Annotated in this window: 13 protein-coding genes and 2 rRNA genes; 3 read left to right on the top strand and 12 right to left on the bottom strand. The window is 69.2% G+C overall.

Going from position 1 to position 18,177, the window contains the following annotated elements; translation table 11 throughout:
* Positions 1–68: 68 nt before the first annotated feature.
* The 8 genes from CNX65_RS07575 to CNX65_RS07540 form a co-directional block, all read right to left on the bottom strand.
* Positions 69–3,146 (bottom strand): 23S ribosomal RNA (locus CNX65_RS07575).
* 342 nt (positions 3,147–3,488) lie between these two features.
* Positions 3,489–5,000: ribosomal RNA gene (locus CNX65_RS07570) — 16S ribosomal RNA — on the bottom strand.
* Together the 16S and 23S rRNA genes form the textbook arrangement of a ribosomal RNA operon.
* Before the next feature lie 392 nt (positions 5,001–5,392).
* Positions 5,393–6,424 (bottom strand): sensor histidine kinase, encoded by a 1,032-nt coding sequence (locus CNX65_RS07565; RefSeq protein WP_232519736.1) that lies wholly within the window; start codon positions 6,422–6,424, stop codon positions 5,393–5,395.
* A 100-nt stretch (positions 6,425–6,524) separates the two neighbouring features.
* Positions 6,525–7,202 carry a response regulator transcription factor gene (locus CNX65_RS07560; protein WP_096492123.1) on the bottom strand — a complete coding sequence of 226 codons (678 nt, stop codon included), beginning with the start codon at positions 7,200–7,202 and terminating at the stop codon, positions 6,525–6,527.
* 35 nt (positions 7,203–7,237) lie between these two features.
* The gene (locus tag CNX65_RS07555) at positions 7,238–7,942 is read right to left on the bottom strand and encodes a slipin family protein (protein ID WP_096492122.1); all 705 of its coding nucleotides are present in this window, start codon (positions 7,940–7,942) and stop codon (positions 7,238–7,240) included.
* Between the two features lie 220 nt (positions 7,943–8,162).
* Positions 8,163–10,064, bottom strand: a complete 1,902-nt coding sequence (gene dxs / locus CNX65_RS07550) for a 1-deoxy-D-xylulose-5-phosphate synthase (protein WP_096497662.1) — start codon at positions 10,062–10,064, stop codon at positions 8,163–8,165.
* 87 nt (positions 10,065–10,151) lie between these two features.
* Complete coding sequence (locus tag CNX65_RS07545; RefSeq protein ID WP_096492121.1) at positions 10,152–11,387, bottom strand: class I SAM-dependent RNA methyltransferase; 1,236 nt, start codon at positions 11,385–11,387, stop codon at positions 10,152–10,154.
* Entirely contained in the window at positions 11,384–13,408 is a 2,025-nt protein-coding gene (locus CNX65_RS07540; RefSeq protein WP_096492120.1) for an APC family permease, read from the bottom strand. The genes CNX65_RS07545 and CNX65_RS07540 overlap by 4 nt, the downstream gene beginning before the upstream one ends.
* An 83-nt stretch (positions 13,409–13,491) precedes the next feature.
* Here CNX65_RS07540 and CNX65_RS07535 point away from each other — a divergent pair, with 83 nt between their 5' ends.
* Positions 13,492–14,154, top strand: a complete 663-nt coding sequence (locus tag CNX65_RS07535; RefSeq protein WP_096492119.1) for a potassium channel family protein — start codon at positions 13,492–13,494, stop codon at positions 14,152–14,154.
* Positions 14,154–14,810 (top strand): potassium channel family protein, encoded by a 657-nt coding sequence (locus CNX65_RS07530; RefSeq protein ID WP_015800361.1) that lies wholly within the window; start codon positions 14,154–14,156, stop codon positions 14,808–14,810. Before CNX65_RS07535 ends, CNX65_RS07530 begins: the two co-directional genes overlap by 1 nt.
* Positions 14,811–14,932: 122 nt before the next feature.
* On the opposite strand, the gene CNX65_RS07525 is transcribed toward CNX65_RS07530, so the two are convergent.
* Together CNX65_RS07525 and CNX65_RS07520 are read right to left on the bottom strand one after the other, a co-directional pair.
* Positions 14,933–15,721 (bottom strand): DUF3159 domain-containing protein, encoded by a 789-nt coding sequence (locus CNX65_RS07525; protein WP_096492118.1) that lies wholly within the window; start codon positions 15,719–15,721, stop codon positions 14,933–14,935.
* The gene (locus tag CNX65_RS07520; protein WP_015800359.1) at positions 15,718–16,095 is read right to left on the bottom strand and encodes an OB-fold nucleic acid binding domain-containing protein; all 378 of its coding nucleotides are present in this window, start codon (positions 16,093–16,095) and stop codon (positions 15,718–15,720) included. Before CNX65_RS07520 ends, CNX65_RS07525 begins: the two co-directional genes overlap by 4 nt.
* A 112-nt stretch (positions 16,096–16,207) precedes the next feature.
* Here CNX65_RS07520 and CNX65_RS07515 point away from each other — a divergent pair, with 112 nt between their 5' ends.
* A complete protein-coding gene (locus CNX65_RS07515) occupies positions 16,208–17,011 on the top strand; it encodes an alpha/beta fold hydrolase (RefSeq protein WP_096492117.1) in 804 nt (267 codons plus the stop codon).
* 53 nt (positions 17,012–17,064) lie between these two features.
* Here CNX65_RS07515 and CNX65_RS07510 read toward each other — a convergent pair whose 3' ends face one another.
* Together CNX65_RS07510 and dut are read right to left on the bottom strand one after the other, a co-directional pair.
* Positions 17,065–17,688 carry a DUF3710 domain-containing protein gene (locus CNX65_RS07510; protein WP_015800357.1) on the bottom strand — a complete coding sequence of 208 codons (624 nt, stop codon included), beginning with the start codon at positions 17,686–17,688 and terminating at the stop codon, positions 17,065–17,067.
* Positions 17,689–17,692: 4 nt separating this feature from the next.
* On the bottom strand, positions 17,693–18,160 hold the full coding sequence (dut, locus tag CNX65_RS07505; RefSeq protein ID WP_096492116.1) for a dUTP diphosphatase: 468 nt from the start codon (positions 18,158–18,160) through the stop codon (positions 17,693–17,695).
* Between the last annotated feature and the right edge of the window lie 17 nt (positions 18,161–18,177).

Below are 18,177 nucleotides of genomic sequence, written 5' to 3'. Positions count from 1 at the left end.
AGCCAGTCAGCGACCGGTGATGGTCGGTTCGGTTCCTTCAGAACCGCACAGTGGATGCGTAGCGTCTTCATGACAAGTCCTCGGCCTATTAGTACCGGTCAACTCCAACCATTACTGGCCTTCCATCTCCGGCCTATCAACCCAATAGTCTCTTGGGGGCCTTAACCCACAAAGGGGTGGGACACCTCATCTAGGAACGAGCTTCCCGCTTAGATGCTTTCAGCGGTTATCCCTTCCGAACGTAGCCAACCAGCAATGCCCTTGGCAGGACAACTGGCACACCAGAGGTTCGTCCGTCCCGGTCCTCTCGTACTAGGGACAGCCTTCCGCAAGTATCCTACGCGCGCGGCGGATAGGGACCGAACTGTCTCACGACGTTCTAAACCCAGCTCGCGTACCGCTTTAATGGGCGAACAGCCCAACCCTTGGGACCTACTCCAGCCCCAGGATGCGACGAGCCGACATCGAGGTGCCAAACCATGCCGTCGATATGGACTCTTGGGCAAGATCAGCCTGTTATCCCCGGGGTACCTTTTATCCGTTGAGCGACCACGCTTCCACAAGCCATGGCCGGATCACTAGTTCCGACTTTCGTCCCTGCTCGACCTGTCGGTCTCACAGTCAAGCCCCCTTGTGCACTTGCACTCGACACCTGATTGCCAACCAGGCTGAGGGAACCTTTGAGCGCCTCCGTTACTCTTTGGGAGGCAACCGCCCCAGTTAAACTACCCACCAGGCACTGTCCCTGATCCGGATCACGGACCGAGGTTAGACATCCAGTACGACCAGAGTGGTATTTCAACGACGACTCCACAACCACTGGCGTGGCCGCTTCACAGTCTCCCACCTATCCTACACAAGCCGAACCGAACACCAATACCAAGCTATAGTAAAGGTCCCGGGGTCTTTCCGTCCTGCCGCGCGTAACGAGCATCTTTACTCGTAGTGCAATTTCGCCGGGCCTGTGGTTGAGACAGTCGAGAAGTCGTTACGCCATTCGTGCAGGTCGGAACTTACCCGACAAGGAATTTCGCTACCTTAGGATGGTTATAGTTACCACCGCCGTTTACTGGCGCTTAAGTTCTCAGCTTCGCCCCGAAGAGCTAACCGGTCCCCTTAACGTTCCAGCACCGGGCAGGCGTCAGTCGTATACATCGTCTTGCGACTTCGCACGGACCTGTGTTTTTAGTAAACAGTCGCTTCTCGCTGGTCTCTGCGGCCGAAAACTCCTAGCCCGCAAGGGGCTTCAAATCCCTCGGCCCCCCTTCTCCCGAAGTTACGGGGGCATTTTGCCGAGTTCCTTAACCACAGTTCGCCCGATCGCCTCGGTATTCTCTACCTGACCACCTGTGTCGGTTTGGGGTACGGGCCGCGTGAAAGCTCGCTAGAGGCTTTTCTCGGCAGCATGGGATCACTCTACTTCGCCTCAATCGGCCTATGCATCACGTCTCAGCCTCAATGCTGGGGATTTGCCTACCAGACGGCCTACACGCTTCCACAGTACTACCACTCACTGGCGGAGCTACCCTCCTGCGTCACCCCATCGCTTGACTACTACAAGTTCGGTTCCCGCGCTCCACGTCACCGATCATCCGAAGAATCACGATGGGCTTTGGGCGGTTAGCATCACAAGCCTCGCCATGGGCGCGTTCACACGGGTACGGGAATATCAACCCGTTGTCCATCGACTACGCCTGTCGGCCTCGCCTTAGGTCCCGACTTACCCTGGGCGGATTAGCCTGGCCCAGGAACCCTTGGTCATCCGGCGGCAGAGTTTCTCACTCTGCTTTCGCTACTCATGCCTGCATTCTCACTCGCACAGCCTCCACACCTGGATCACTCCGGCACTTCGCTGGCTGCACGACGCTCCCCTACCCATCAACACTTCCGTGTCAATGACACGGCTTCGGCGGTGTGCTTAAGCCCCGCTACATTGTCGGCGCAGGACCACTTGACCAGTGAGCTATTACGCACTCTTTAAAGGGTGGCTGCTTCTAAGCCAACCTCCTGGTTGTCTGTGCGATCCCACATCCTTTCCCACTTAGCACACACTTAGGGGCCTTAGCCGGCGTTCTGGGCTGTTTCCCTCTCGACTACGAAGCTTATCCCCCGCAGTCTCACTGCCGCGCTCTCACGTACCGGCATTCGGAGTTTGGTTGATTTCGGTAAGCTTGTGGGCCCCCTAGACCATCCAGTGCTCTACCTCCGGCACGAAACACACGACGCTGCACCTAAATGCATTTCGGGGAGAACCAGCTATCACGGAGTTTGATTGGCCTTTCACCCCTAACCACAGCTCATCCCCCAGGTTTTCAACCCTGGTGGGTTCGGGCCTCCACGCGGTCTTACCCACGCTTCACCCTGGCCATGGCTAGATCACTCCGCTTCGGGTCTAGACCACGCGACTCTGGCGCCCTATTCGGACTCGCTTTCGCTACGGCTACCCCACACGGGTTAACCTCGCCACGTAGCACTAACTCGCAGGCTCATTCTTCAAAAGGCACGCCGTCACCCCGTAAGGCTCCGACGGATTGTAGGCACACGGTTTCAGGTACTATTTCACTCCCCTCCCGGGGTACTTTTCACCTTTCCCTCACGGTACTAGTCCGCTATCGGTCACCAGGGAGTATTCAGGCTTAGCGGGTGGTCCCGCCAGATTCACAGCAAATTCCACGAGCTCGCTGCTACTTGGGAACACCACAAGGAGACGGAGAGTTTTCGCGTAAGGGGCTCTCACCCTCTACGGCCGCGCTTTCCAGACACGTTCCGCTAACGACTCCGTTTTATGACTCCTTGCCAGTCCGGCAGAACTGGCCAGTGGGTCCCACGACCCCGTACACGCAACCCCTGCCGGGTATCACACGAATACGGTTTAGCCTCTTCCGCTTTCGCTCGCCACTACTCACGGAATCACGGTTGTTTTCTCTTCCTGCGGGTACTGAGATGTTTCACTTCCCCGCGTTCCCTCCACACGCCCTATGTGTTCAGACGTGGGTGACCCCACATGACTGGGGCCGGGTTTCCCCATTCGGAAATCCTTGGATCTCAGCTCGGTTGACAGCTCCCCAAGGCTTATCGCAGTCTCCTACGTCCTTCATCGGCTCCTGGTGCCAAGGCATCCACCGTATGCCCTTAATAACTTGCCACAAAGATGCTCGCATCCACTGTGCAGTTCTCAAAGAACAAACCGACGCTGATCCTTCTCCGTCCACGCCTACCCGGTCACACTGACCGACTGGTTCGTGGGCTGGATCAGCCCGATCACTGAAAGACACTCACGTGTTCTCTCAGGACCCAACAGCGTACCGAACAGAAGCCTTGAACCCTCTGGAGACCCTTCCACGCTCTTACGAGCAGTACTAACTCTCCCGACAACCCGAGGTTCTGCATTAGCCAGCATCCACAATATTGAGCTCCACCGGTCGATCGTTCGCCGACCGCGTGGCCTCCACTGACAATCCGAAGACCGCAGTGCAGATGCTCCTTAGAAAGGAGGTGATCAGCCGCACCTCCGGTACGGCTACCTTGTACGACTTCGTCCCAATCGCCAGTCCCACCTTCGACCGCTCCCCCCCTTGCGGGTTGGGCCACGGGCTTCGGGTGTTACCGACTTTCGTGACGTGACGGGCGGTGTTGTACAAGGCCCGGGAACGTATTCACCGCAGCGTGCTGATCTGCGATTACTAGCGACTCCGACTTCACGGGGTCGAGTGCAGAACCCCGATCCGAACTGAGACCGGCTTATGGGATTCGCTCCACCTCACGGCTTAGCAGCCCTTTTGTACCGGCCAATTGTAGCATGTGTGAAGCCCTGGACATAAGGGGCATGATGACTGACGTCATCCCCACCTTCTCCGAGTTGACCCCGGCAGTCTCCCATGAGTCCCCGCCATAACGCGCTGGCAACATGGACGAGGGTTGCGCTCGTTGCGGGACTTAACCCAACATCTCACGACACGAGCTGACGACAGCCATGCACCACCTGTACACCGGCCACAAGGGGGCCAATATCTCTACTGGTTTCCAGTGCATGTCAAGCCCAGGTAAGGTTCTTCGCGTTGCATCGAATTAATCCACATGCTCCGCCGCTTGTGCGGGCCCCCGTCAATTCCTTTGAGTTTTAGCCTTGCGGCCGTACTCCCCAGGCGGGGTGCTTAATGCGTTAGCTGCGGCACGGAGGACGTGGAAGTCCCCCACACCTAGCACCCACCGTTTACGGCGTGGACTACCAGGGTATCTAATCCTGTTCGCTCCCCACGCTTTCGCTCCTCAGCGTCAGTATCGGCCCAGAGACCCGCCTTCGCCACCGGTGTTCCTCCTGATATCTGCGCATTTCACCGCTACACCAGGAATTCCAGTCTCCCCTGCCGAACTCAAGTCTGCCCGTATCGACCGCAGGCTCGGGGTTAAGCCCCAAGTTTTCACGGCCGACGCGACAAACCGCCTACGAGCTCTTTACGCCCAATAATTCCGGACAACGCTCGCACCCTACGTATTACCGCGGCTGCTGGCACGTAGTTAGCCGGTGCTTCTTCTGCAGGTACCGTCACTTGCGCTTCGTCCCTGCTGAAAGAGGTTTACAACCCGAAGGCCGTCGTCCCTCACGCGGCGTCGCTGCATCAGGCTTTCGCCCATTGTGCAATATTCCCCACTGCTGCCTCCCGTAGGAGTCTGGGCCGTGTCTCAGTCCCAGTGTGGCCGGTCACCCTCTCAGGCCGGCTACCCGTCGTCGCCTTGGTAGGCCATTACCCCACCAACAAGCTGATAGGCCGCGGGTCCATCCTGTACCGCCGGAACTTTCCAACCCACCCCATGCGGGGAAGGCTCGTATCCGGTATTAGACCTAGTTTCCCAGGCTTATCCCAGAGTACAGGGCAGGTTACCCACGTGTTACTCACCCGTTCGCCGCTCGTGTACCCCGAAGGGCCTTACCGCTCGACTTGCATGTGTTAAGCACGCCGCCAGCGTTCGTCCTGAGCCAGGATCAAACTCTCCAATAATGAATGAGTTGATCGCTCGGACAACCACTGACATGAATTTGTCAGCTGTCCAGTAACAATCTCAAAGGAATCCTCTTGACGAGGATCATAATTTACTGGCTATTCGGCACGCTGTTGAGTTCTCAAAGAACACGCGCACACCATCTCAAGTCCGCGACGATCCGCGACCCGATCCGGGGCTGGTGTTTCAAGGTTTTTCGCCCCGCTCCGTTCCGGTTTTTCCCGGCCCGTTCCGCGCTGGCAGAGAGAAAGTTACACCCATGCCAACGCGGTTACAAATCCGGGCCCCGGAGGGGTGTCTTCGCAGGTAGTACCCGGTGCGGAGGCCCTCAAACCCGCGATCATGTGACCGGGACCACTCAAAAGTGTTGTGACGAGCCCCGTCCGAGCGCTCACGCGGGGGCGACCGGCAGGTGCACGGTGACCGACAGGCCACCCCCCGGCACCGCCGCTGCCTGCACGTTCCCCCCGTGGGCGGCCACCGCGGCCCGCACGATCGACAGGCCGAGACCCGTCCCCGTGCGCGCCGTCCGGTCCTTGCCACCGCGCCGGAACGGCTCGAACAGCTTCTCCACCAGCTCCGGCGCGATGAGCTGACCGGACGACGACACCCGCAGCACCGTCCACACCGGGCCGCCCTCGGTGCGCACCTCGACCCACCCGTCCGGCGCGTTGTGCCGCACCGCGTTCTCCAGCAGGTTCCCCGCGATGCGCTCCAGCAGCGCCGGGTCGCCGACCGCGGGCGCCGGGGCGAGGTGGAACACCGGGCGCACCCCGCGCTGCTCGGCCTCGGCCCGCACCGCGCGCCAGGCCGACTCCACGAGCGCGGACACGTCCACCGGCTCCCGCACCGCCAGCCCGATGCCGTCCGTGCGCGCGAGCAGCAGCAGCGCGCTCACCAGCTGCTCGGCCCGCAACCCCGCCGAGCGCACCACCCCGGCCATCCGCCGCAGCTCCTCCGCGTCCGCGTCGGGGTCGGACAGCGTCACGTCCAGCTCGGTGCGGATCACCGACAGGGGGGTGCGCAGCTCGTGGGAGGCGTTGGCGACGAACCGCCGCTGCGAGTCGAACGCGGCCTGCAGCCGGTCGAGCATCTCGTCGAAGGTGTCGGCCAGCTCCGCGACCTCGTCGCGCGGGCCGACCAGGCGCAGCCGCTCCCCCAGCGACTCGGCGGAGAGCCTGCGGGCGGCGTCGGTGACCTCGTGCACCGGTCGCAGCACCCGCCCGGTGATCGTCCAGGCCAGCAGCGCGGCGGCGACCACCACGCACAGGAAGGCCACGCTGCCCGAGCGCAGGACGTCGTCCTGGGCCTGCCTGCCGAGGAAGTCCGTGAGGGAAGCCGCGTCGACCTCGACCCCGTCGACGACGACCGTGCTGCCCTCGGGGAAGCGCGGCGACGACTCGACCACCCGGCTGACGAGCATCCAGCCGAGCAGGAGCAGGAGGGCGCTGACGAACGCGACCAGGCCGGTGGCGAGGAGGGTGATCCGCGCGCGCAGCCCCGGCCCCCTGCGGCGGCTCAGCTCAGCCTTCAGCGGAGCCTGCCGTCGGGACTCGGTAACCGGAGCCGACCACGGTGTCGATGATGCCAGGCTCGCCGAGCTTCTTGCGCAGGGTCATGACGGTGACCCGGACGGTCGTGGTGAACGGGTCGGCGTTCTCGTCCCAGACCCGCTCCAGGAGCTCCTCGCTGCTGACCACGGAGCCCTTGGCCGCGAGCAGGACCTCCAGGACGCCGAACTCCTTGCGGGTCAGCTCGACCGGCTGGCCGCCGCGCCGCACGGTGCGGCGGGCCGGGTCCAGCTCGACGTCGCGGGCGGTCAGCAGCGGCGGGGTGGCCGGGGTGGCGCGGCGGGCGAGCGCCCTGACCCGCGCGACCAGCTCGGGGAACGCGAACGGCTTGGCCAGGTAGTCGTCCGCGCCGAGGGACAGGCCCTCGACGCGGTCCTCGACCCCGGAGCTGGCGGTCAGCATCATGACCCTGGTGAGCGCCCCCGAGCTGAGGATCTCCCCGCACAGCTCGTCGCCGGACATGCCGGGCAGGTCGCGGTCGAGCACGACCACGTCGTAGCGGGTGACCGAGGACTTCTCGTGCCCGCTCTCCCCGTCGTAGGCCACGTCCACGGCCATGCCCTCGCGCCGCAGGCCGCGCGCGATCGCGTCGGCCAGTGGCGCCTCGTCCTCGACTACCAGGATGCGCACGCCGACAAAGGTGCCACAGGCACCTGAGAGGGCGCTTAGCGAGGGCTGTCGCCGGGCTGGGCGTGCTGGTCGGCGGCCTCGCGCTTGGCCCGCTCGGCCCGCCGGGGCGCGCCGCTCTGCTCCACCACGACCGTCTGGGCGTTCTGGGGCGAGCGGAGCTGGAGCAGCACGGGGTGCTCCTCGGCGAGGCGGGCGGCGTTGAGCAGGGAGCGCAGCGCGGCGCTCTCGCCCCTGGCGCGCTCCAGGGCGGCCCGGCCCTCGGCGCGGGCGGTGATCTCGGCGATGGCGGCGCGGCGCAGCTCGGGCGGCATGACGACGTCGCGGATCGCCACCTCGCGCACCTCGACGCCGATCTCGTCCACCAGGGGGCGCAGGCCCTCGTGCAGCTCGGCGGCGATGGCCGCGCGCTCGGGGTCGACCCGGTCGTGGGCGCGGGCGGCGACGGCGGCGCGCAGGCGCAACTGGCAGGCCAGGTGGAGGACCTGGGTGGGCGAGTCGGCGGCCAGCACGCACCGGGACGCGTCCACCACCGCGTAGGTGAGGGCGGGCGTGACGCGGACGTGGACGCCGTCGGCGGTGGGGATCTCCTGGGAGGAGGGCGTGCTGGTCTGGAGCCGGGTGTCGACCCGGTGCAGCGAGTCGCGGCGGCCGACGCGGCGCCTGCCCGGTCCGAGCTCGCCGACGTGCTCCCCGTCGCGGAAGCGCACGGCGCGGTGCCACGGCATGACGACGACCTTCACCGGTGCTCCCCCTCCGGCTCCCGCCCTCCCACGCGCCGACCCCCGCGACGCGGGCGCCCGGCGGGGACCTCGGGGGTCCGCTTGGCCGGGCGCCGGCTCCTGTCACGGGGGTCGGCGGCTCAGGATGGCGGAAAGCACCTCTGCTGCCCGTTGCTACGCGCGGGACCGGGGTGGGCATCGCCGCCTCGACCGCTCGCGGGCAGGGGGAACGTCAGATCGACTACTTGCGCGCCGTCGCCTGGTTTTCCGCGGGCTGCTCGGCGACGACCCACTCGGTGATGCGGCGGGCCACGTCCTGCGCGGTGAGCCCGAGGTCGGCGAGGACCTCGGCGCGCTCGGCGTGGTCGTGGAACGCCTGCGGCACGCCCACGTCGCGCAGCGGGGTCTCCACGTCGGCGTCGCGCAGCGCGGCGGCCAGGGACCAGCCGAAGCCGCCGTGCCGCCCGCCGTCCTCGACGGTGACGACGAGGCGGTGGTTCGCCGCCATGGCGACCAGCTCGGGCGGCACCGGGTAGATCCAGCGCGGGTCGACCACGGTGACGCCGATGCCCTGGTCGGCGAGCTTGCGGGCGGCGGCCAGGCCCAGCTCGCCGAAGGCGCCGACGGCCACGAGCAGCACGTCGTCGCCGTCGCGGCTGAGCACGTCCACCGAGCCGATCCGCTCGACGGCGGGCAGGTCCGCGCCCACGGAGGCCTTGGGGTAGCGGATGACCGTGGGGGCGTCGTCGACCGCGACGGCCTCGCGCAGCTCCTCGGCGAGGGTGCCCGCGTCGCGCGGTGCGGCCACCCGGACGCCGGGGATCACGCCGAGGATCGACAGGTCCCACATGCCGTGGTGGGACGCGCCGTCCGGGCCGGTGATGCCCGCGCGGTCGAGCACGACGGTGACGCCCTGGCGGTGCAGCGCCACGTCGAGCAGGAGCTGGTCGAAGGCCCGGTTGAGGAACGTCGCGTAGATCGCGACGACCGGGTGCATCCCGCCCATGGCCAGGCCTGCGGCCGAGGTCATGGCGTGCTGCTCGGCGATGCCGACGTCGAAGCAGCGGTCCGGGAAGGCCGCGGCGAACTTGTCGAGCCCCGTCGGGCCGCGCATCGCGGCGGTGATGGCGACGAGGTCCTCGCGCTCGCCGCCGAGCGCGGCGAGCTCGTCCGCGAAGACGTGCGTCCAGGTGCGCTTGGACGGGCTGAGGTTCTCGCCGGTGATCGGGTCGATGACGCCGGTGGCGTGCATCTGGTCGGCCTCGTGGTTCTCGGCCGGGGCGAAGCCGTTGCCCTTGCGGGTGACGGTGTGCACGATGACCGGCCCGCCGAACGACTTGGCGCGGTGCAGCGCGGACTCCACGGCGGCGATGTCGTGGCCGTCGACCGGTCCGAGGTACTTCAGGCCGAGGTCCTCGAACATGGCCTGCGGGCTGATGGCGTCCTTGATGCCGCGCTTGGCGGCGTGCAGGGCGGCGTAGAGGGGCTTGCCCAGGATCGGGGCCGACTGGAGCGCGGACTTGCCGCGCTCCAGCGCCCGCTCGTAGCCGGGCTGCAGGCGCAGGGAGGTGAGGTGGTCGGCGAGGCCGCCGATGGTGGGCGAGTAGGAGCGGCCGTTGTCGTTGACGACGATGACCACCGGGCGGTCGGTGCCGGAGGCGATGTTGTTGAGCGCCTCCCAGCACATGCCGCCGGTGAGGGCGCCGTCACCGACGAGCGCGACGACGTGCCGGTCCCGCTGGCCGGTGAGCTGGTAGGCCTTGGCCAAGCCGTCCGCGTACGACAGCGCGGTGGAGGCGTGGCTGTTGCCCTCGACGTCGTGCTCGGACTCCTCGCGGGACGGGTAGCCGGACAGGCCGCCCTTCTTGCGGAGGGTGTCGAAGCCCTCGCGCCTGCCGGTGAGGATCTTGTGCACGTAGCTCTGGTGCCCGGTGTCGAAGACCACCGAGTCGTGCGGCGAGTCGAAGACCCGGTGCACGGCGATGGTCAGCTCGACGACCCCGAGGTTGGGGCCGAGGTGCCCGCCGGTGCGGGAGACCTTGTCGATCAGGAATCGGCGGACCTCGTCGGCCAGCGCGGCGAGTTGGTCGTGGTCAAGCCGTTTCAGGTCAGCCGGTCCGTTGACGGATTCCAGCAGCGACACCGCTTCCACCTCGTGTCCTGGGGGTTGGTCCTTGCTCGTCCGGCCAGTCTACGGACCACCCGTTGAGACGCCCTGCCTCGCGCCCGGTCAGTCACCGCGCGTGAACAGGGCGACGCACTCGACGTGGTGCGTCATGGGGAACGCGTCGAACGCCCTGAGCTGGGTCAACCGGTAGCCGTGCCCGGCGAGCAGGGCGACGTCCCTGGCCAGGGCCGCGGGGTCGCAGGCGACGTACACCACCCTGGTGGGACGGCGCGCGGCGACGGCGTCGAGGACCGCGGCGCCCGCGCCCTTGCGGGGCGGGTCGAGGACGACGACGGAGGGTGACCGGTCGGCGAGCGGCGCGCGGGTGACGGAGTCCTCCACCCGGCCCACGTGCCACTTCACCTGCGGCAGGTCGGCGAGGGCGCGCTGCCCGTCGCGGACGGCGTTCGCGGCGGACTCGACCACCTCGACGGAGCCGGTCTCGCCGACCTGGGCGGCCAGGACGGACGCGAACAGGCCAGCGCCGCCGTACAGGTCCCAGGCGTGGTCGCCGGGTTCGCAGGCGGCCCACTCGCCGACGACGCGGGCGAGGGTGTCGGCCGCGTGCGGGTGGACCTGCCAGAAGCCGTCGGCGCGCACCAGCCAGTCGCGGTCCGCGGCGCGCTCGACGGCGCCGCCGCTGCCCCTGCGCAGCTTGGACGGGCCGGGCGTGGGCCGCCTGCCGCCCCTGCGCTGGGCGGGGGCGATCTCGGTGACGTGCTGCTTGCCGGTGGAGTCGAGCGTGACGGCCAGCTCGGAGCCGGGCCGCCAGGCGCGGTCGAGCACGTCGTCCAGCGCGTGGGGCGCGGCGATCACGCAGTGGTCGACCGGGATGACGTCGTGGCTGTGGTGGCCGCGGAAGCCGGGCTTGCCGTCGCGGCCGACGGCCAGCCGCAGCCGGGTGCGCCAGTCGCGGTGGCCGCCGGGCAGCGGCTCGACCTCCACCTCGCGCTCCACGCCCGCGAGGCGCTGGAGCTGCTCGGCGACGACGGCGGCCTTGAGGTCGCGCTGGGCGCCCCAGGAGGCGTGCTGCCAGTCGCAGCCGCCGCACTTGCCCGGTCCGGAGAACGGGCACGGCGGGGTGACCCGGTCCGGGCTGGGCCGCAGGACCTCGACGGCGTCGCCCCGGCAGAACGAGCCGCCGTTGTCGGAGGTGATCAGGACGCGGACGAGCTCGCCGGGCAGCGCGTGCCGGACGAAGACCACCCGACCCTCGTGCCGGGCCACGCAGTGGCCGCCGTGGGCGACCGCCCCGACCTCGACCTCGACTACCTGCTTCAGCCAGGTTGTGGTGCTCACTCGCCGCTCCGGTTCTTCGCTCGCTGTTCGAGGTCGCGCTGGTCTAGGCCCCTGCGGACCTGGCCGGGAGCCAGCGCGTCGTCCCGGTGCGTCACCCGGTGGGAGGACGCGAGTTGCCACGGCACGCTGGTGACCATCACGCCGGGCTCGAAGAGCAGCCTGCCCTTGAGCCGCAGCGCGCTCTGGTTGTGCAGGATGGACTCCCACCAGCGGCCGACCACGTACTCGGGGATGAAGACGGTGACCACGTCGCGCGGGTTCGCGGTGCGGATGCGCTTGACGTAGTCCAGGACCGGCTTGGTGATCTCGCGGTAGGGCGACTCGACCACCTTCAGCGGGACCTTGAAGCCCTCCTTCTCCCACGCCCGCACCAGCTTGCGGGTGTCGCCGTCGTCCACGTTGACGGTGACCGCCTCCAGCACGTCCGGCCGGGTCGCCTTGGCGTAGGCCAGCGCCCGCAGGGTCGGCATGTGCAGGGTGGACACCAGGACGATCGCGTGGTTGCGGGAGGGCAGCAGCTTCTGCCGCTCCTCCTGGCGCAGCTCCTCGGCGACCCGGTCGTAGTGCCTGCGGATGGCGGTCATCAGGGCGTAGATGGCGGCCATGGCGGCGATCGCGATCCAGGCGCCCTTGGTGAACTTGGTCAGCAGCACCACGACCAGCACGGACGCGGTCATCGCCAGGCCGATGGCGTTGATGACCCTGGAGCGGAGCATCCGGGCGCGGCGCTCGGGGTCGTCCTCGTCGGCCAGCAGCCGGGTCCAGTGCCGGATCATGCCGAGCTGGCTCATGGTGAACGAGACGAACACGCCGACGATGTAGAGCTGGATGAGCTTGGTGACCTCGGCGTCGAACGCGACCACGAGCACGATCGCCGCGCCCGCGAGGAACACGATGCCGTTGCTGAACGCGAGGCGGTCGCCGCGGGTGTGCAGCTGGCGCGGCAGGTAGCGGTCCTGGGCGAGGATCGAGCCGAGCACGGGGAAGCCGTTGAACGCGGTGTTCGCGGCCAGCACCAGGATCAGGGCGGTGACGACGGCGATGAAGAAGAAGCCCGCGGGGAAGCCGTCGAAGACCGCGCCCGCGATCTGGGCGATCATGGTCTTCTGCTCGTAGCCCTCGGGGGCCCCGACGATCTGCTCCTCCGGGTGCTCGGCCATCCGCACGCCGGTGAGCTGGGCAAGGGCGATCAGGCCCATCAGCATCACGACCGCGACGCCGCCCATCATCAGCAGCGTGGTGGCGGCGTTGCGGGACTTGGGCTTGCGGAAGGCGGGCACGCCGTTGCTGATGGCCTCGACGCCGGTGAGGGCCGCGCAGCCGGAGGAGAAGGCGCGCAGGACCAGGAACACGAAGGCGAAGCCTGCGAGGTTGTCGTGCTCGGCGCGGATGACCAGGTCGGCGGACTCGGCGCGCATCTCGTCGCCGAGGACGAGCGCGCGCACCAGGCCGTAGCCGATCATCAGCAGCACGCCGCCCATGAAGGCGTAGGTCGGGATGGCGAAGGCGCCGCCGGACTCGCGGATGCCGCGCAGGTTCACGGCGGTGAGCAGGACGATCGCGACGACCGCGAACTCGACCTTGTGCGTGGCCACGAAGGGGATGGCCGAACCGATGTTGGCCGCCGCCGAGGAGATGGAGACCGCGACGGTGAGGATGTAGTCCACCAGCAGCGCGCTGGCGACCGTGAGGCCCGCCCTGCGGCCCAGGTTGACCGTGGCGACCTCGTAGTCGCCGCCGCCGGAGGGGTAGGCGTGCACGTTCTGCCGGTAGCTGGCGACCACGACGAGCATCACCAGCACCACGACCACGCCCACCCACGGGGCCATCGCGTAGGCCGACAGGCCGGCCACCGACAGCACCAGGAAGATCTCCTCCGGCGCGTACGCGACGGACGACATGGCGTCCGAGGCGAACACCGGCAGCGCGATCCGCTTGGGCAGGAGGGTGTGGGCGAGCCGGTCGCTGCGGAAGGGCCTGCCGACCAGCAGGCGCTTGGCCGCGGTTGCGAGCTTGGACACGGGGGGTAAGCGTACGGGGTCACCTCCCCTGCTCGGAGTAGTCGTGGGTAGGTTCTGCCGGAAGGCGTCGCTCAGGAGGCAACGTGCACGTGGTGATCATGGGATGCGGCCGGGTCGGCTCCTCCCTGGCCAAGGCGCTGGAGCGCCTCGACCACCAGGTCTCGGTGATCGACAAGGACGCGCAGTCCTTCCGCAGGCTCGGCCCCGACTTCCACGGGCAGCAGGTGGTCGGCAACGGCTTCGACCGGGCGGTGCTGGTGGAGGCGGGCATCGAGCGGGCGGGCGCCTTCGCCGCCGTGTCCAGCGGCGACAACTCCAACATCATCTCCGCGCGGGTGGCGCGCGAGACGTTCGGCGTCGAGGCCGTCGTGGCCCGGATCTACGACGAGCGGCGCGCGGCCGTGTACGAGCGGCTGGGCATCCCGACCGTGGCGACGGTGCCGTGGAGCACCGACCGGTTCCTGCGGATGCTGCTGCCGGAGGGGGCGTCCACGGCGTGGCGCGACCCGTCCGGGACGGTCGCGGTGCTGCCGCTGGACCCGCACGAGGACTGGGTGGGTCACCCGGTCAGCGAGTTCGAGGCGGTGACGGGCTGCCGGGTGGCGTTCGTCATGCGGTTCGGCACCGGCGTGCTGCCCGGCCCGAAGACGCTGCTCCAGGCCGACGACGTGGTGTACGTGGCCGCGCTGTCCGGCACCATCACCGACGTCGCCTCGGCCGCGGCCCAGGCCCCCGAGGAGGGCTGATGAGGATCGCCATCGCAGGCGCGGGCGCGGTGGGGCGCTCCATCGCGCAGGAGCTGGTCGCGGACGGGCACCAGGTGATGCTGATCGAGCGGGACCGGGCGCACTTCGAGCCGCACACCGTCGAGCAGGCCGAGTGGGTGCAGGCCGACGCGTGCGAGCTGTCCTCGCTGGAGGACGCCGGGCTCCAGCTGTGCGACGTGGTCATCGCGGCCACCGGGGACGACAAGGTCAACCTGGTGGTGTCGCTGCTGGCGAAGACCGAGTTCGCGGTGCGGCGGGTCGTGGCGCGGATCAACGTGCCCAGCAACGAGTGGCTGTTCACCAAGGCGTGGGGGGTGGACGTGGCGGTGTCGACGCCGCGCATCCTGTCCGCGCTGGTGGAGGAGGCGGTCACGGTCGGGGACGTGGTGCGGCTGGTGACGCTCCAGCAGGGGCAGGCGAACCTGGTGGAGATCACGCTCACCGAGGACACGCCGCTGGCCGGGACGCCGGTGCGGGACCTGGCGCTGCCCAGGGACGCGGCGCTGGTGACGATCCTGCGCGGCGGTCGGGTGATCGTGCCGACCCCGGACGACGCGCTGGAGGGCGGGGACGAGCTGCTGTTCGTGGCGGCGCAGGACGTGGAGCGGGAGATCAGGACGGCGCTCGGGTACTGAGGCCGTCGTGCGCGAGGGCCCCGGAACCGGTGGTTCCGGGGCCCTCGGGTCTTCTCGGCGGGTCTGCTCCGGCGGGTCTGCTCCGGCGGGTCTGCTCCGGCTGGGGCGCCCGTGCGGCGCGGCTAGCGCTGGCCGGGGGTGCCGGAGCGGTCGGGCACCTCGGCGTCGGCCGGGTCGCCCGCGACCTCGGTCCGGGGCTCGGGCGCCGCCTGCCCGGCCGGGTCGCCGTAGCGGGCGCGCAGGCGCTCCTCCTCGGCCGCCTCCTCGGCCTCGGCGCTCTCCTTGAGGGCGGCCAGGCGCTTGTCGGAGCGGCGGACCGCCCAGACCGTCGTGGCCACGGCGATCGCCATCAGCGGGTAGCCCATCGCGATGCGGGCGAACGCCAGCCAGCCCACCGAGGCCTCGTCGTAGAGCCAGCGCTGCACCGCGAAGCGGGACAGGAACACCAGCGCCCACACCAGGGTGGCGATGTCGTAGTCGCGGACCGACGCCCTGTCCTCGCGCCACGCGCGGCCCTGCCCGTTGAGGAAGGACCAGACGACGCCCGCCAGCGGCCAGCGCAGCGCGATGGACAGCAGGAACGCGCCGCCGTAGACCAGGCTCTGCCAGATGCCGAAGAGGAAGAAGCCCTTGGCCGAGCCGGTGCGGTAGGCGATGAACGCCGCGAGGCCCACGCCGAACACGGCGGAGATCGCGGGCTGGATCGAGCCCTTGCGCTTGGCCAGCACGACGCCGATCACGAGCGCGGCGCCGAGGGCGCTCCAGATGGCGGGCACCAGGCCCGCGAAGGAGTTCACCAGGACGAAGACGACGACCGGGAGCGCGGAGCAGGCCAGGCCGACGACCCCGCCCATCTGCTCCAGCATGGTCGGCTGCTCTTCGGGCTGGTCGGACTTGTTCGCCTGGGTCATGAAGCCGTCTGCAGCTCGTAGTAGGGGTTGTAGAGGACCTTGCGGCCGTCGCGGACGGCGATGCGGCCCTTGGCCTTGATCGTGCGGCCCGGCTCGATGCCCGCGATGCGGCGGCGTCCGAGCCAGACCAGCGTCACGCCCTCGGTGCCGTCGTACAGCTCGGCCTCCAGCGTCGCGGCGGCGTCGCGCGGGCACAGCTCGACGCTGCGCAGCCTGCCCATCACCGTCACCTGCTCGCCGGACTTGCAGTCGCACGCGCGGACCGCGCCGACCTCCGCGGCTTTTCGCGAGAGGTCGTCGGCGTCCAGCTCGCTGACGTCGGTGGTGAGCCGACGTACGAGGCGACGCCAGTAACCGCCCCCGGAACTAGCCATCCCCGACTCCTGGGTGCTGTGGGTGCGGGGCCTCGACGCCGAGGCCCCATCTGCTCGTCAGGGTAACCGTGCGCACCCGTTCGGGTATCCGACCGGGGGAGGATGTGGGGTCGTGAACAACACAACCGTCCTGGTGGTGCCGGGGACCGCCTCGGACGAGGTCTTCGTGCGCTCGGTGTTCGCCGGACCGGTGGCACGGGCGGGTGGTCGGCTGGTGGCGGTGACGAGCGCGACGGTGGCCGGGCACCTGGCGGCGCTGGACGCCGGACCCGCGCGCTTCGTGGTGGGCGGGGTGTCGCTGGGCGCGCACGTGGCGGTGCGGTGGGCGGCGCGGAACCCGGAGCGGTGCCTGGGGCTGCTGCTGGCGCTGCCCGCCTGGACCGGGTCGCCGGAGGGCGCGCCCGCCGCGCTGTCGGCGCTCGCGAGCGCGGCGGCGGTGGAGGCGGGGCGGGCGGAGGCCGCCGGGTCCGGCGGGGAGCCGGGTGGCCGGGTGCCGGACGGCGGGGCGGCGGACGGCGGGGCGGCGGGCTCCGGGGCCGGTGGCGCGGTGGACGCGGGCGTCGAGGGCGCGCTGCGCGGGGTGACCGGCTGGCTGGGCGACGAGCTGCGGCGGGCCTGGACCCGGCACGGCGACCGGCTGGTCCCGGTGCTGCGCGCGGCGGCGGCCTCGGACGGGCCGACCCCGGAGGAGCTCGCCGGGTTGCGGGCGCCGGTGGGGATCGCGGCGTGCGTCGACGACCCGGTGCACCCCCTGGACGTGGCGGAGCTGTGGGGGCGGACCGCGCCGGGCGCGGTGGTGCGGCGGATCGGCCTCGCCGACCTCGGGCGCGACCGGGAGAGCCTGGGCGGGGCGGCGGTGGCCGCGTGGGCCGAGTCGGCGGCCGGGACCGGAGCGCTGCCAACAGTTGGCGGTTGACTGCTGGCAGCACCCTCGGACAGCTCGCCCCGGCGCCGTCCCCGGCTCGGCGCCTACTGCTCCTGCTGCTGGGCGGCGATGTGCCGGGCGATGGCCTCCGGCAGCTCGACCGGCAGCGGGGTGCGCACGGGCATCGGCTGGGTGCCGCGCACGACCACGGTGTAGCGGAGCAGGTCGCGCAGCGCCATCAGGGCCTGCTCGGCCTGCTCCTCCGAGGGTGCCGCCGCGACGCCGCGCAGCATCCACCTCGGGCCGTCCACGCCCACGAACCGCAGGTGCACCTCGGGCGAGCGGGCGGTGATCTCCTCGCCCCACTCGCCGTTGAGCCGGTTGATGCGGAAGTTGTCGCCCTTGAGCTGGGTGATCAGCTCGGCGCTCACCTCCGGCCACAGCCGCTCGGTCTTCGGGGCCGCGAAGGCGCTCACGGTCAGCTGGCCCACCGGGGTCAGCAGGTGCACCGCGCGGACCGCGCCCGTCGGGTCCATCTCGACCTGCAGCTGCACGCCGTCCGGCACGGGCAGCTGGACCGAGCCGAGGTCCAGCCGGTTGATCCCGTCCTCCGGCGCCTGCGTGGAGTCGAACGGGCCGGTGGCCTCCTCGCCCTCCTCCATCAGCAGGTCGTCCTCGCCACCCCGGTTCGTGGAGTGCCGACCGCGCTTGCGGCGCCGTCCGAACATCGCCTCACCCCTTAGTCCGGGCGAGCACCGAGTGCCCGCCAGTAGAGCCGTAGCCGCCGTCGCCGCGCTCGGACTCCGGCAGCTCGTCGACTTCGCGGAACACCGCGTGCTCCACCTTCTGCACCACCAGCTGGGCGATCCGGTCGCCCCGGCTCAGCACCACCGGTTCGCGCAGGTCGTGGTTGACGAGGCAGACCTTGATCTCGCCCCGGTACCCCGCGTCGATCGTCCCCGGCGTGTTCACCACGCTCAGCCCCACCCTGGCGGCCAGCCCCGACCTCGGGTGCACGAAGCCCGCGTACCCCTGGGGCAGCGCGATGGCGACGCCGGTGCCGACCACGGCGCGCTCGCCGGGTTCGATCACCACGTCGGACGTGGTGACCAGGTCGGCGCCCGCGTCACCCGGCCGGGCGTAGGACGGGGGCGGGACTGAAGGATCGAGCCGGGACAACAGGACCTCGACGCTGGGCACGGCGCGCGAGACTACCC

It is taken from the genome of Actinosynnema pretiosum (genome assembly GCF_002354875.1).
GTDB lineage: Bacteria > Actinomycetota > Actinomycetes > Mycobacteriales > Pseudonocardiaceae > Actinosynnema > Actinosynnema auranticum.
This window is presented reverse-complemented; position numbering and strand designations above follow the sequence as displayed.

What these genes read in the sequence shown, in the direction of transcription:
- CNX65_RS07525 (WP_096492118.1), bottom strand. Translation starts at nt 15,721, where the DNA reads ATGACCCAGGCGAACAAGTCCGACCAGCCCGAAGAGCAGCCGACCATG.
- CNX65_RS07520 (WP_015800359.1), bottom strand. Translation starts at nt 16,095, where the DNA reads ATGGCTAGTTCCGGGGGCGGTTACTGGCGTCGCCTCGTACGTCGGCTC.
- CNX65_RS07530 (WP_015800361.1), top strand. Translation starts at nt 14,154, where the DNA reads ATGAGGATCGCCATCGCAGGCGCGGGCGCGGTGGGGCGCTCCATCGCG.
- CNX65_RS07510 (WP_015800357.1), bottom strand. Translation starts at nt 17,688, where the DNA reads ATGTTCGGACGGCGCCGCAAGCGCGGTCGGCACTCCACGAACCGGGGT.
- CNX65_RS07565 (WP_232519736.1), bottom strand. Translation starts at nt 6,424, where the DNA reads ATGCTCGTCAGCCGGGTGGTCGAGTCGTCGCCGCGCTTCCCCGAGGGC.